13 protein-coding genes are annotated in these 14354 nt (G+C 55.1%); 5 read left to right on the plus strand and 8 right to left on the minus strand.

The window, feature by feature from the left end; genetic code table 11:
• Window position 1: 1 nt before the first annotated feature.
• From dhbA to dacB, 7 genes are all read right to left on the minus strand, one after another.
• Window positions 2–760 carry a 2,3-dihydro-2,3-dihydroxybenzoate dehydrogenase gene (gene dhbA, locus K6L24_RS02300; protein WP_137269573.1) on the minus strand — a complete coding sequence of 253 codons (759 nt, stop codon included), beginning with the start codon at window positions 758–760 and terminating at the stop codon, window positions 2–4.
• Window positions 760–1614, minus strand: a complete 855-nt coding sequence (locus K6L24_RS02305; RefSeq protein ID WP_062744467.1) for an isochorismatase — start codon at window positions 1612–1614, stop codon at window positions 760–762. The genes dhbA and K6L24_RS02305 overlap by 1 nt, the downstream gene beginning before the upstream one ends.
• Before the next feature lie 18 nt (window positions 1615–1632).
• Window positions 1633–3246: a (2,3-dihydroxybenzoyl)adenylate synthase gene (locus K6L24_RS02310; protein WP_191927564.1), complete on the minus strand. Its 1614-nt coding sequence runs from the start codon at window positions 3244–3246 to the stop codon at window positions 1633–1635.
• Between the two features lie 11 nt (window positions 3247–3257).
• On the minus strand, window positions 3258–4433 hold the full coding sequence (locus tag K6L24_RS02315) for an isochorismate synthase (RefSeq protein ID WP_222681899.1): 1176 nt from the start codon (window positions 4431–4433) through the stop codon (window positions 3258–3260).
• A 251-nt stretch (window positions 4434–4684) separates the two neighbouring features.
• Window positions 4685–5740: a two-component system sensor histidine kinase PmrB gene (gene pmrB, locus K6L24_RS02320; RefSeq protein ID WP_062744464.1), complete on the minus strand. Its 1056-nt coding sequence runs from the start codon at window positions 5738–5740 to the stop codon at window positions 4685–4687.
• A complete protein-coding gene (gene pmrA / locus K6L24_RS02325) occupies window positions 5737–6399 on the minus strand; it encodes a two-component system response regulator PmrA (protein WP_062744463.1) in 663 nt (220 codons plus the stop codon). Before pmrA ends, pmrB begins: the two co-directional genes overlap by 4 nt.
• 4 nt (window positions 6400–6403) lie before the next feature.
• Window positions 6404–7837 (minus strand): serine-type D-Ala-D-Ala carboxypeptidase, encoded by a 1434-nt coding sequence (gene dacB, locus K6L24_RS02330; RefSeq protein ID WP_062744538.1) that lies wholly within the window; start codon window positions 7835–7837, stop codon window positions 6404–6406.
• Between the two features lie 248 nt (window positions 7838–8085).
• Here dacB and greA point away from each other — a divergent pair, with 248 nt between their 5' ends.
• Entirely contained in the window at window positions 8086–8568 is a 483-nt protein-coding gene (gene greA, locus K6L24_RS02335; protein WP_062744462.1) for a transcription elongation factor GreA, read from the plus strand.
• Between the two features lie 154 nt (window positions 8569–8722).
• Here the strand turns inward: greA and yhbY are convergent, their stop codons facing one another.
• On the minus strand, window positions 8723–9016 hold the full coding sequence (yhbY, locus tag K6L24_RS02340; protein ID WP_062744461.1) for a ribosome assembly RNA-binding protein YhbY: 294 nt from the start codon (window positions 9014–9016) through the stop codon (window positions 8723–8725).
• 128 nt (window positions 9017–9144) lie between these two features.
• On the opposite strand from yhbY, the gene rlmE reads away from it, so the two are divergent.
• The 4 genes from rlmE to glmM all read left to right on the plus strand — a co-directional run bounded on the left by rlmE (window position 9145) and on the right by glmM (window position 14082).
• Complete coding sequence (rlmE, locus tag K6L24_RS02345; protein ID WP_137269569.1) at window positions 9145–9774, plus strand: 23S rRNA (uridine(2552)-2'-O)-methyltransferase RlmE; 630 nt, start codon at window positions 9145–9147, stop codon at window positions 9772–9774.
• A gap of 114 nt (window positions 9775–9888) precedes the next feature.
• Window positions 9889–11823: an ATP-dependent zinc metalloprotease FtsH gene (gene ftsH, locus K6L24_RS02350; RefSeq protein WP_062744459.1), complete on the plus strand. Its 1935-nt coding sequence runs from the start codon at window positions 9889–9891 to the stop codon at window positions 11821–11823.
• 83 nt (window positions 11824–11906) lie between these two features.
• Window positions 11907–12746, plus strand: coding sequence for a dihydropteroate synthase (gene folP, locus K6L24_RS02355; RefSeq protein ID WP_062744458.1), 840 nt, complete (start codon window positions 11907–11909; stop codon window positions 12744–12746).
• 1 nt (window position 12747) lies between these two features.
• The gene (gene glmM / locus K6L24_RS02360) at window positions 12748–14082 is read left to right on the plus strand and encodes a phosphoglucosamine mutase (protein WP_062744457.1); all 1335 of its coding nucleotides are present in this window, start codon (window positions 12748–12750) and stop codon (window positions 14080–14082) included.
• Window positions 14083–14354 lie beyond the last annotated feature (272 nt).

A 14354-nucleotide genomic window follows, 5' to 3' on the forward strand; every position in this document is an offset into this window, starting at 1 on the left:
ATCAGGCACCGAGGGTCGCTCCGCCATCAACAACAATATCCTGCATCACTATATGGCTGGCGCTGTCTGACGCCAGGAACAGTACCGTACTGGCAATTTCCTGTGGCTGAGCGATTTTTTGCAACGGAATGCCCAGTTTGTACTGATCGGGGTAGCCTGCAATCATCTGCTGTTCGTCTTCCGGCTTATGCCACAGGCTTCGCTGCATCGCGGTGTCTGTTGAACCCGGTGATACGATATTACAACGTACGCCAAACGGGGCCATTTCCAGCCCGACGGTGAGGCAAAGGCTGCGCAGAGCGGCCTTCGACGCACCATAGGCTGACATTCCAATACGCGGGGCATGGGCAGCATTTGAAGCGATGGTAACAATCGCCCCGGCACGCTGCTGACGGAACAGCGGCAGCGTTTGCTGGAACAGGTTAAACGCACCGCCAGCGTTGACTGCCAGGCACGCCTGCCAGTCTTCCACCGTCAGTTCATCGGTCGTGCCGGTGCGTAAAATCCCGGCGGCATTCACCAGCACATCCAGGTGCGGCGTTTCAGCCAGCAGACGCTGACAGACCTCTTTTACCTGGCCGGCATCGGCAACGTCGACAATGGCGCAGCGGAACGGGTAATCGCCCTGCGTAAACTGCCGATCCAAACCCACTACGGAGGCACCCGCAGCAACAAACGCCAGCGCGGTATGATAGCCAATACCCTGACCTGCACCGGTCACCCACACCTGTCTGCCGCTGAAATCAAAGCCACATGACATTACGCGCTCTCCCGTGAAAGCAGTGCCCACCAGCCGTCAATACTGGGGTTCTTTGCCAGCGCGATAAAGTCGATATCGCTGTGCGCCTGGCGCCAGCGGGCGGCCAAAGCCATCATGCGTACGGAGTCCAGTCCGTAGTCCACCAGGTTCTCACTGTCTTCGATGTCTTCACTGTCATCATCCAGCAGCGGTATCACCACGGCGCGTAACTGTGCTTTGCTTTGTGGCAGTGGCAGCAGGGTTTCTGTCATGACGACGCGGCCGCTGCGGCCAGCGGTGTAGGTCAGCGACATCATGTGCTCTTCGCGGCTAAAGTCAGCCAGGGCATCGGCCACCATAAATGGCTTGATGTTGCGCATAAACGCATCCGTAGCGGTAGTGAGACAGCCGATATGTGCATACACACCGCAAATAATCAGCTGATCGCGTCCGCTTTCATGGAGGATCGACTCCAGGGGGGAGCGATGGAACGCGCTGTAGCGCCATTTGACCAGCACCTGGTCATCGTTGTCCGGTGCCAGGGCTGCTACCACTTTCTGCTGTTCAGGATGTCTGTTCAGTCCCGGTCCCCACATATCATTCAGCAGAGCGCGATCTTCGGCACTTTGTTCGTTCGGCTGTGCGGTGTAGAAAACCGGGATCCCCTGAGATTTGCAGTATTCACGCAGACGGGCGATGTTGGCCACCACCTGCTCGATCAGAGGGCTGCCTTCGCCCCAGAAATTGAGGAAATATTCCTGCATATCGTGGATCAGCAGTGCGGCGCGCGCTGGCTCAAATGCCCAGTTAACCTTGTTAGTCGGCAGTTCGGCTGCGGTTGGCAGCGCGTAAGAATGTAGCGTTGGGATCGCCATGATGTCTCTCCTGAAAAGTTATCCGTTTTGCTGAGTGGCCAGCTGCTGGCGCAGGCGTTTTTTGTCGACTTTCCCCACCGGGGTCAGTGGCAATGCCTCTACGCATTCAATACGATCCGGCAGTTTAAATTCGGCCACGCCCAGCTCGCGCAGGTGACGCCGGAGTACCACCGGCTTGAGCACACGACGTGCGACAATGAAGGCACAGCTTTTTTCGCCCATCAGACTGTCCTCCATTGACACCAGGGCCGCATGGATCACATCTTCGTGGCGCAGCAGCAGGTTTTCGACCTCCTCCGCGGCGATCTTCTCGCCCCCCCGGTTGATCTGATCTTTCTCACGGCCCTGCACGGTTATGTAGCCATCTTCGGCGATAGCAATCAGATCGCCGGAGCAGTAGAAGCCCTGCGCATCAAAACTGGCGGCATTATGTTCCGGGCTGTTGTAGTAACCCCGGAAGGTATAGGGACCGCGCGTCATCAGACGGCCGGTTACCCCTGGGGGCAGCGGGTGCCCCTGTTCATCGGCAACCCAGACTTCGTCATCGTCAGAAATGGGGCGGCCCTGTGTGGTGAGAATATGCGACATGTCATCATCAAGGCGGGTGTAGTTGACCAGACCTTCCGCCATACCAAAGACCTGCTGCAGTTGGCAGCCGATGTCCGTCTGAATGCGTGCCGCCAGCGATTCGCTGAGTCTTGCCCCGCCTACCTGTAGCAGGGTGAGTGAGGCCAGTGCCTGGTTACTGCCCCACTCCTGAATCGCCTGTAACCACAGGCTGACGGCCGGTGGCACCAGCGCGGCGACGTTGACCTGATGCTGTTCAATCAGCGGAAAGCAGAGGCTGGCGCTGGGATCGTTCGCCATCACCACGCAGCCGCCAGCGTAAAACACGCCGAGGGAGCCTGGTGAACTCAGGGCATAGTTGTGCGCAGCGGGCAGGGCATTCAGATAACGCGTCTGTTCGCTGAATTGACAAATTTCGACGCTGCCCCGGATGCTGTAGTAATAATCATTGTGGGTCCGCGGGATCAGCTTCGGTGTGCCGGTGCTGCCACCAGACAGCTGGAAGAAGGCAACCTCATCGGCGGCAGACGGGCGGGCAACAACGTCGCCGTTATCCTCGTCCATCATGGCTGACAGTGACAGCGCAGCACTGTTGTCATTGTGCATCGCCACCACCTTCAGTGCCGGAATGTCCTGCTGAAGCTGAGTGAGATACTCATCGCTGGCAAACAGGCTGTGCTGCCGGTCGGCAATCAACAGCGCGGGCTGGATCTGCAGCGCATAGGCGCTCAGTTCATTGCGCTGATGGCTGAACAGCGCATTCACCGGGGCGACACCTATTTTCAACAGAGCGAAAAACGTTATGTAAAACTCGGCAACATTACCCAGTTGTACCAGGGCCGTGTCACCGCACTTCAAACCCCGGCGTGATAACGAGGCGGCCAGACGATCTGACTGCTGCGCCAGATCCTGATAACGCAAGCGGCGTGCGCCATCAATAACAGCAATGGCGCTGCTGCCGGCATGGCGTTGCAGGATGTCCGTGAGCGGCAGATCCAGCCAGTAGCCTTTAGCACGATATCGGGCGGCCAGATCGTCCGGCCAGCGGGTATAAGGGATTGTCATGGCAGCACTCTTTAGTTAAGGCCAAATGCCCGTAGCATGGTGTTCAGTTTGACGCCGGTTTCCCGCCATTCTGATTCCGGGCAGGAGGCGGGCACAATGCCGGCACCGGCAAACAGGCGAACGCGATTGCCGTTGACCTTCCCGCAGCGGATGGTGACGACCCATTCGCCGTTACCCTGTTCATCGCACCAGCCGACAATGCCGCCAAACAGGCCGCGATTGAACGGTTCCAGTTCGGCAATCAGCTGCTGTGCAGTGGCATGAGGGAAGCCGCTCAGGGCCGGCGTCGGATGCAGCAGGCAAGCCAGCGAAAGCGCGGTATCGGTTTGATTGCCCGCTTCGCCTTCAATCGCCGTGCCCAGATGCCAGAGCGTTGAGGTTGTTATTAGCTCAGGAGTTGAGGGCACGGTGAGGCGTGCGCTGCGCGGCTGTAAGACATCACGCATCGCGTCTGTCACCAGCTTATGTTCGTAACGATCCTTAACCGAGGCCATCAGCTGCTCGCCGGCAAGGCGATCTTTCTGCGGATCGCTGTCGCGACGAGCAGAACCGGCCAGAGGATGGGTGTAATAGCGGTTGTCGTGCTTACGCAACAGCAGTTCCGGGCTGGCACCAAGCAGAGAGCCTCCTTCTGGCAGAGGAACATGAAAGTTATAGCTACCCGGGTTCTGCGTCATCAGCCGGGTCATCAGGTTGGCAATGTCCACTTTCTCAGCGGTAACGATGTCCATCAGTCGTGACAGCACGACCTTATCCAGCTTCCGTGCGCCGGTGGCAGCGACGGCCTGGCTCACCATCTGCATAAATGCCTGCTGCTCTGGCAGGGCAGTGCGGCGAACCACTTCAGGTAACTGGCTTTTTGGCGCCCCCATTTGCTGCAGGAATGCTTTGCCATCGAAGTACAGGCTGGATTCCGGGATAAACAGTGAAGAAGGTTGGCTGGGATCAAAAGGGATAGCTCCGACGACGATCGGTTTTTCAATCCCCTGGTGCTTCGCATCACGTAATCGCTGGCGGATTTCCTGCTGGAATTCACCTTCCAGCGATTCTCCTCCCAGGGCGGGGGCAGTGACGGTCGTAAAGCAGCCCTGCGCGACCAGACTGCGCCAGGGAGACATAAAGAAAAAGCTACTGGCGGCGGCCTGCGAGGCAAACTGTAGCGTACTGTGTGACGTTAACGATTCCATCGTGCATCCTCATTTAAATGATAAACGTAGTAAGAACCATTATCATTTGCTTTCAGCTGCAGTAAGCTACGTCGATTATCTGAGAGTGTCAATAAAGGTAAATTAATTTAGTTAGCGTAAGGAATTTTTTACACACACAGCGTTAAGTACCGCTATGCGTGAAATTGGCAGTGAAATAGCCGCCGTCACGATCCCCTATGAAAGGTAAGCATTACTGATTAAATTAGCGGCGGTGTTCGCAGGGGGGAGGGTTAATCGAGGTGAGCGGGCAGCCAGCAGCCAGCATCAAGGCCACTGCGATCGCTGCGGTTAGTCAGGCTGAGGTGGCCATGATGAATTTGAACAATACGCTGGACGATATTTAGCCCCAGCCCACTGCCACCATAGCGCTGGTCCATCCGGCGAAAAGCCTTGATCGCCTCATTTACGGCACCGGCATCAATCCCTGTGCCCTCATCACGGACGGTGGCCCGGCTGCCGGTATCATGATCTTCAAGCAGTAGCGTCACCGTGCTGCCCTCAGGGCTGTAGCGTGAGGCATTCTCCAGCAGATTACGCAGCATCAGCCTGAGGAGTACCGCATCGCCCTGTACCGTGCGCGTGGTGGTTGTGATGACTCTGAGTGTCTGCTGTCGCAGAGCCAGCAGTTCATCCATTTCCTGGCGCAGGGGATCGACGATCTGGTGCCAGTTCAGCGTCAGATAGTGACCACTGGCCAGCGCCTGGCCCGCACGGGACAGCATCAGCAGTTGTTCAATCACGTGCATCAGCTGATCGATGCGTTCAACCAGCATCGGTCCCTGTTTAACCCCCTCCTGCTCCAACAGTTCCAGGTGCAGGCGTAATCCTGCCAGCGGCGTTCTCAGTTCGTGAGCCGCATCGGCGGTAAACAGGCGCTCCTGCTGTAAGGTATGATCAAGACGGCCCAGAAGCTGATTAAGAGCCCCGGTGACGGCGACGATTTCATCCATCTCAGAATGTAATGGCAGGGGAGAAAGATTGTCAGCAGACCGCGCGACCAGACTTTTTTGCAGCGAACGCAGCGGACGGATTATCCAGCTGATGGCCCAGAAAGAGAGTAACAGCGTAAAGCAGACCATCACCAGTGATGGCAGCAGCAGCGAGGCAATGGCTTCACGGATCTCATTTTCAACATGATCATTACGCGCGTGTGCAGAAAGCGTCTCATTGACCAGGAAGCTGATCTGTTCGCGGCTTTCGTGCCAGAGCCAGAACGCACTCATCAGTTGACAGCTGAGAAGGATCAGCGCCAGCATCATCAGTAAACGCCGACGCATACTGTTCATTCGCGCTCTTCCAGCCGGTAACCGACGCCGCGCACTGTTTTTATACGATCTTTCCCTAATTTACGACGCAGGTTGTGAATATGCACTTCAAGCGTATTGGAACCGTTGTCATCCTGCCAGCTGTAAAGATCCTGCTGAAGCGTTTCCCGGTGCACAGTTTGCCCGATGCGCATCAGCAGACGTGTCAGCAGGGAAAACTCTTTCGGTGTGACCTCAACAGGGTGGCCGTCAACCATCACCTGTTGAGAAGAGAGGTTGAGGGCAATATCACCATGCTGTAACAGATTATCGCTTCTTCCCTGATAGCGTCGGATCAGCGCGCGGGCACGGGCCTTCAACTCCACAAGGGCAAAAGGTTTTATCAGGTAGTCATCAGCCCCCGCATCGAGGCCGTCCACGCGGTCGGACAGGGCATCACGCGCCGTCAGGATCAGAACGGGCAGGTCAACATGCTCTTTGCGCCACTGGCGCAGCAGGTCGGTACCATCGCGGTCCGGCAGACCGAGATCCAGCACGATCAGACTGTACTGACCGCTCTGTATATACGCCACGGCCTGAGCGGCGTTAACAGCGCAATCCACGGCGTAACCCTCACCCGTTAGAGCAAGGGTTAATCCCTGTTGCAGCAGCATATCGTCTTCAACGATCAGTATTTTCATCGGCTCAGTTATTCTGATAAACGTCTTTGTACAGACGGCTTTCGAAGCGGACAAGCGGAATACGGCGCTGGCGCTGATCCTCCGGTGGCACAGCATAACCGGAAAGGAACTGCACAAACGCCACGCGCTGACCGCTGGCTGTCGTCATAAAGCCGGCGAGGTTATAAACCCCCTGCAGAGAGCCTGTTTTTGCCGACACTTTGCCATCAACGCCTGCTTCGTGCAGGCCGCCGCGATAGCGTAAGGTCCCGTCATAACCCGCCAGCGGCAGCATGGAAATGTAATTCAGCTGTGCATCATTCTGTGCGATATATTGCAGCACCTGCATCATGGTTGCAGGTGAGATCAAATCGTGGCGTGACAGGCCCGACCCATCAACCTGGATACTGTTACCCAGATCGATATTCGCCTTCTGCCGCAGGATCTGACGCACGGCATCCGATCCGGCACGCCACGTTCCCGGCACGCCGAAGCGTTCATGGCCAATGGTGCGGAAAACGGTATCCGCGATCATGTTGTCGGACTTCTTCAGCATGATCTTCAGCAGATCGTGCAGCGGCGCGGACTGTGCTTCTGCCAGTACGGTTCCGGGTTGCGTGGCCAGGGTCTGTCGAACCAGATGACCTGTGTAATCAATCCCGGCCGTTTGCAGCTCCGCTTTCAGGATCGCACCGGCATAGCTGGCCCCATCCTGAATGGCAAAGGCCAGCGGTAACGGTTCGGCACGCTGGGTCAGACAGCCGGTAAGCGTAAAGCGATTCAACTCACCCGGCACCACATCAAGCTCACAGTACTGTGCATCCGGAGAACCCTTAGCCAGCGTGCGAACTTCGCTGAACATATTAACCGGATACCAGGACGCTACACGAATAAAGGCTTTATCGCCTGGATTCGGTGCGCTGTACAGGGAAACGGAAAAACAGTTACGATCAACAATAGCGGCCCCCGGTGGGGCGCTGAAGCATTGTGTCATGTCATTCCACGGCCAGCCCGGCGCTTTATCGTGGCTGGCAAAGACCGACGTATCAATCACCAGATTGCCATCAATATGCTCAACGCCCTGTTTTTTCAACGCGTTGACCATATTTCGCAGATCCTGCCTGGTCAACGTGGGATCGCCGCCAAATCGTGCGACCAGGTCACCGCGCAGCGTATTGCCGCTGAGGCTGCCTTTGGTTTCCAGCTGCGTATGGAAACGGTAATCTGGCCCAAGCTGTAACAGGGCTGCGAGCGCGGTGATCACCTTCATGGTACTGGCCGGTAAGGCCATCTGTTGGCTGTGATAGTCGATCGATGGCGTGGTAGCGCCAATTTTCTGCACAACCAGTGCAAGGTTCGCGCCATCGGGAAGATATTGAGTATAGTCTTCCACAGGCGCAGCCTGCGCTTGCAGCATAAATGCGCAGGTAAAGCCGGTGACAATTCGTGAAAATCGCATAATCTCGCGGTAACTGACAGGTGATGCTGTCATACTACGGTGCATTGTGGTGGAAAGTAAACGATGACCCCCAGTGAACTCTGGGGTAAAATACGTATCAAATTGCAAAATCGATCCTGGCCTGGAGCTCGCTCCGGGTCAGGCTTCTTTCGTTTCAAATCAGTAGTAAGCGCCGCAGGACGCCTTTCTGCACGCCACCCGTCAGGATGACGACACTTTGAACAGGAAAGATTTTAAGAGGTATTGAGATGAACCAGATTCCGATGACGTTAAGGGGCGCGGAAAAACTGCGCGAAGAGCTCGAAGAGCTGAAAACCGTTAAACGCCCCAGAATTATTGCCTCAATTGCTGATGCACGTGAACACGGTGATTTGAAAGAAAATGCCGAATATCACGCAGCACGCGAAGAGCAGGGGTTCTGTGAAGGCCGTATTCAGGAAATCGAGGCTAAGCTGTCTAATGCCCAGGTGATCGATGTCACCAAGATGGCAGGCAATGCTAATGGCCGCGTTATTTTCGGTGCCACCGTGACCGTGCTGAATGTCGATACAGATGAAGAGTCAACCTACCGTATCGTGGGGGATGACGAAGCCAACTTTAAACAGAATCTGATTTCTGTAAATTCGCCGATGGCGCGTGGCCTGGTGGGTAAAGTGGCGGATGACGTGGCCATTATTAAAACCCCCGGTGGCGACGTGGAATATGAAATCATAAAAGTGGAATATCTCTGATTTCTTCCCTCACAAAATATCCGGTGTATTGCTGAATGTTTTGTAAAGATAAGAAAAAGGCCGCTGTGCGGCCTTTTATCAGAGTCAGGAGCATGGCACTTTCTCCCGTCCTGAGCTTAAGATAAGCAGATCGGTTGTCAAACCGTTCGGCTAATCAACGCGGAATGGCGATCTTGCGTTCCTTCGTTGGGCGGTACAGCACCAGCGTCTTGCCGATAACCTGCACGTTAACTGCACGTGTTTCGCGCACGATGGCCTCGACCACCAGGGCTTTCGTCTCACGATCTTCTGTGGCGATTTTTACCTTGATAAGTTCATGGTGCTCAAGGGCTTGTTCGATCTCGGCCAGCACCCCTTCGGTCAAACCATTGTTGCCCAGCATAACGACGGGCTTCAGAGGATGGGCCAGGCCTTTCAGGTGCTGTTTTTGTTTGGTACTCAGATTCATCGTATTTTTTACTTACATTGGGATTGAAAACGGGTCATTCTACCGCCATCTCTGGTGTATCACCAAATCGGCAACGCTGATTTGCGCGGTTTATTTATCGCTTACGTTGAATCATAGTTGGAAATTGTATGACTGGTAAAAAGCGTTCGGCCAGTTCCAGCCGCTGGCTACAGGAACACTTTAGCGATAAATATGTGCTTCAGGCACAGAAAAAAGGGCTGCGTTCGCGCGCCTGGTTTAAACTTGACGAAATACAGCAAGGCGACAAGCTGTTCAAGCACGGGATGACTGTGGTTGACCTCGGCGCGGCTCCCGGCGGCTGGTCGCAATATGTTGTAACGCAGATTGGGTCAAAAGGTCGCGTCATCGCCTGTGATATCCTGCCGATGGATCCTATTGTCGGTGTCGATTTCCTTCAGGGCGACTTTCGTGATGAACTGGTGCTGAAAGCCCTGCTGGAACGCGTAGGGGATACCAAAGTTCAGGTTGTGATGTCAGATATGGCTCCCAATATGACCGGTACGCCTGCGGTGGATATTCCCCGTTCAATGTATTTATGTGAGCTCGCGTTAGAAATGTGCCGTGACGTTCTGGCACCTGGCGGCAGCTTTTTAGTGAAAGTGTTTCAGGGAGATGGCTTTGAAGAATACCTCCGGGAAATTCGCTCCCTGTTTACGAAAGTAAAAATTCGTAAGCCGGACGCTTCGCGCTCTCGATCGCGTGAAGTGTACATTGTAGCGACAGGGCGCAAACCTTAACCCGAATAACTGGAACGGCTGTCAGCACCTCAGCGGTTTCAAGTGTGAAGGATATGGAGTACCCTACGCTGTCTGTTAACACAGTTGTAATATGAGGTTAATCCCTTGAGTGACATGGCGAAAAACCTGATTCTCTGGTTAGTCATCGCAGTCGTGCTGATGTCTGTATTCCAGAGCTTTGGGCCCAGCGAGTCGAATGGCCGTCGGGTTGATTATTCAACCTTCCTGTCAGAAGTGAACCAGGATCAGGTCCGCGAGGCACGTATTAACGGGCGTGAGATTAACGTAACCAAAAAAGACAGTAATCGATACACGACCTACATTCCCGTCAACGATCCCAAGTTGCTCGATAACCTGTTGACTAAAAATGTGAAAGTAGTGGGCGAACCACCGGAAGAGCCGAGCCTGCTGGCGTCGATCTTCATCTCCTGGTTCCCAATGCTCCTACTGATTGGTGTCTGGATCTTCTTTATGCGTCAGATGCAGGGCGGCGGCGGAAAGGGCGCGATGTCCTTTGGCAAGAGCAAGGCCCGCATGTTGACCGAAGATCAAATCAAAACCACTTTTGCTGACGTTGCCGGTTGTGACGAAGCAAAAGAAGAAGTCAGCGAGCTGGTGGAATACCTGCGTGAGCCAAGCCGCTTCCAGAAACTCGGCGGTAAAATTCCGAAAGGCGTACTGATGGTCGGTCCTCCGGGTACCGGTAAGACCTTGCTGGCGAAAGCGATTGCTGGCGAAGCAAAAGTGCCTTTCTTTACCATTTCCGGTTCTGACTTCGTCGAAATGTTTGTTGGTGTGGGTGCATCCCGTGTCCGTGACATGTTTGAACAGGCTAAAAAAGCAGCGCCATGCATTATCTTCATCGATGAAATCGATGCAGTAGGCCGTCAGCGCGGTGCCGGTTTAGGCGGTGGTCACGATGAACGTGAGCAGACCCTGAACCAGATGCTGGTTGAAATGGATGGCTTCGAAGGTAATGAAGGTATCATCGTCATTGCTGCGACGAACCGTCCTGACGTTCTTGACCCGGCGCTGCTGCGTCCAGGTCGCTTTGACCGTCAGGTGGTGGTTGGCCTGCCAGATGTGCGTGGACGTGAACAGATTCTGAAAGTCCATATGCGTCGTGTGCCATTGTCTACCGATATCGAAGCCGCCATCATTGCTCGTGGTACGCCTGGCTTCTCCGGTGCTGACCTGGCTAACCTGGTCAACGAAGCTGCTCTGTTTGCTGCCCGTGGCAACAAACGTGTGGTTTCGATGGTTGAGTTTGAAAAAGCCAAAGATAAAATCATGATGGGTGCAGAACGTCGCTCCATGGTGATGACTGAAGCGCAGAAAGAATCGACTGCCTATCACGAAGCAGGCCATGCGATTATTGGTCGCCTGGTGCCAGAGCACGACCCGGTTCACAAAGTGACGATTATCCCGCGTGGACGCGCACTGGGTGTGACCTTCTTCCTGCCTGAAGGTGATGCAATCAGCGCCAGCCGTCAGAAACTGGAAAGTCAGATTTCCACGCTGTACGGTGGCCGTCTGGCAGAAGAGATTATCTACGGTGTGGAACATGTTTCTACCGGTGCGTCTAACGACATCAAAGTCGCGACATCAATTGCCCGTAACATGGTCACACAGTGGGGCTTCTCTGAGAAATTGGGTCCATTGCTGTATGCAGAAGAAGAGGGTGAAGTTTTCCTTGGTCGTTCTGTCGCAAAAGCTAAGCACATGTCTGATGAAACCGCGCGCATCATTGACCAGGAAGTGAAGTCTCTGGTTGAAGTGAACTATAAACGTGCCCGCGTGATCCTCGGAGAAAATCTGGATATCCTTCACTCGATGAAAGATGCCCTGATGAAGTATGAAACGATTGATGCGCCACAGATCGACGACCTGATGGCGCGTCGTGAAGTCCGTCCGCCAGCAGGCTGGACAGATCCGGGTAGCAGCAATAATTCTGACAGCAATGGCACGCCGCAGGCGCCGCGTCCGGTCGATGAGCCGAACACGCCAAACCCAGGCAATACCATGTCAGAGCAGTTAGGCGACAAGTAATTCGTTGCGCTGTAAACTGCAGTAACGATGAACCCCGGCAATGTCCGGGGTTTTTTTATACATATTTACCGGAGCCATTTGTTATGAAGCTGTATGCCAGAGATTCTGTGCTCGACCTTTCGCATCCTCACGTTATGGGGATCCTGAACGTCACCCCTGACTCTTTCTCTGACGGCGGCAAGCATAATGAATTAATCCAGGCACTGACCCATGCTAATGAGATGATTAACGCCGGGGCCACGATTATTGATGTGGGTGGCGAGTCGACGCGCCCCGGAGCAGAGGAAGTGAGCGTTGAGCAGGAGCTGGAGAGGGTTATCCCGGTGGTAGAGGCCATTGCGCAGCGTTTTGAAGTGTGGATTTCAGTCGATACGTCAAAACCGGAAGTGATCCGCGAATCCGCCCGCGTAGGCGCGCATATCATCAACGATATCCGTTCCCTGCAGGAGCCTGGCGCGCTTGCCGCTGCTGCCGAAACCGGCCTGCCGGTCTGCCTGATGCACATGCAGGGCGAGCCAAAGACCATGCAGCAGGCACCTCACTACCCCAACGTTTTGCGCGCTGTGGATGATTTTTTTGTCACGCAAATCGCCCGCTGCGAAGCCGCCGGGATAAAAAAATCGCAACTGCTGCTCGACCCGGGTTTCGGTTTCGGTAAGAATCTGTCCCACAATTATCAACTGCTGGCGCACCTGGCTGATTATCACCACTTTGGTCTGCCGCTGCTGGTCGGTATGTCACGTAAAAGTATGGTCGGTCAGCTCCTGAACGTGGGGCCATCGCAGCGTCTGACGGGCAGTCTTGCCTGTGCAGTCATTGCTGCGATGCAGGGGGCCCATATTCTGCGCGTGCACGATGTGAAAGAAACCGTAGAGGCGATGCGTGTCGTCGAAGCCACACAGTCTGCAAGGGAAGAAAAATAGAATGAGTGAACGTAAATATTTCGGTACAGACGGCATCCGCGGCAAAGTGGGTGAATCTCCGATCACGCCTGATTTCGTGCTGAAGCTGGGCTTTGCCGCCGGTAAAGTGCTGGCGCGCCATGGTTCCAAAAAGATTATTATCGGTAAGGACACGCGTATCTCTGGTTATATGCTGGAGTCGGCGCTGGAAGCCGGTCTGGCAGCAGCCGGTTTGTCAGCCGCGTTCACCGGTCCGATGCCGACCCCCGCGATTGCCTACCTGACCCGCACCTTCCGTGCGGAAGCTGGCATTGTTATTTCCGCTTCGCACAATCCGTTTGATGATAATGGCATCAAATTCTTCTCTACCGAAGGTACCAAGCTGCCGGATGAAGTGGAGGAGGCGATTGAAGCAGAAATGGAAAAACCGATTACCTGCGTGGAGTCTGCTGAACTGGGCAGGGCCAGCCGCATCGTTGATGCTGCCGGGCGTTATATTGAGTTCTGCAAAGGCACCTTCCCCAGTGAACTGAGCCTGAACGGCATGAAAATCGTGGTCGACTGCGCCAACGGTGCCACCTATCACATCGCGCCAAACGTGCTGCGCGAGCTGGGCGCGACGGTGATTGCTATTGGCGTGCAGCCAGACGGCATGAACATCAATGAAGCGTGCGGGGCCACCGACCTGCGCCTGCTGCAGGAACGCGTCCTGGCAGAAAAAGCCGATGTGGGCCTGGCCTACGACGGTGACGGTGACCGCATCATGATGGTGGATCACCTTGGCCATAAAGTCGACGGCGACCAGATCCTCTATCTGATTGCCCGCGAAGGTCTGCGTCAGGGCCAGCTGCGCGGCGGTGTGGTGGGGACACTGATGAGTAATATGGGCCTGGAACTGGCGCTGAAACAGCTGGGCATTCCGTTTGCCCGTGCGAAAGTGGGCGACCGCTATGTGCTGGAAAAATTGAAAGAGAAGGGCTGGCGCCTGGGCGCTGAAAATTCCGGCCATGTGATCCTGCTGGACAAAACCACTACCGGTGACGGCATCGTGGCGGGGCTGCAGGTACTGACAGCGATGGTACGCAACCATATGAGCCTGCATGACCTGTGCAGCGGGATGAAACTGCTGCCGCAGATTCTGGTCAATGTGCGCTTCAGCGGCACCCACGATCCGCTGGAAGATGCCACCGTGAAGGCCGTTACGGCAGAAGTTGAAACCGAACTGAAAGGCCGCGGCCGTGTACTGCTGCGTAAATCCGGTACGGAGCCATTGATCCGCGTGATGGTCGAAGGAGAAGACGAAGCGCAGGTCACTGCACTGGCGCACCGCATCGCCGACGCGGTAAAAGCGGTATAAGCGATCGCGGTAGATCGACATAAAAGATCTGACCCAGCGATAGACGTAGGGGACGGCCCATTTTTGCGGTTGTCTCTTACCCTGAACGGTCTGGAAACCGGCGCGATCCGGTAGTAAACTCACCATTTCGCTGGTTTTTTCCGCACTCGGACAGGGCGAATAAAATTGCCCTTGCACGTGCGGCTACCTTTGGTTAGTATTCACACCCGCTTCATAGGCAGGTTGTGAACTGCTTATTAAGACTAACTGGCTTGAAGCTTTTGATGTGCGTT

The organism is Erwinia persicina, assembly GCF_019844095.1.
In the GTDB taxonomy this organism is placed as follows: domain Bacteria; phylum Pseudomonadota; class Gammaproteobacteria; order Enterobacterales; family Enterobacteriaceae; genus Erwinia; species Erwinia persicina.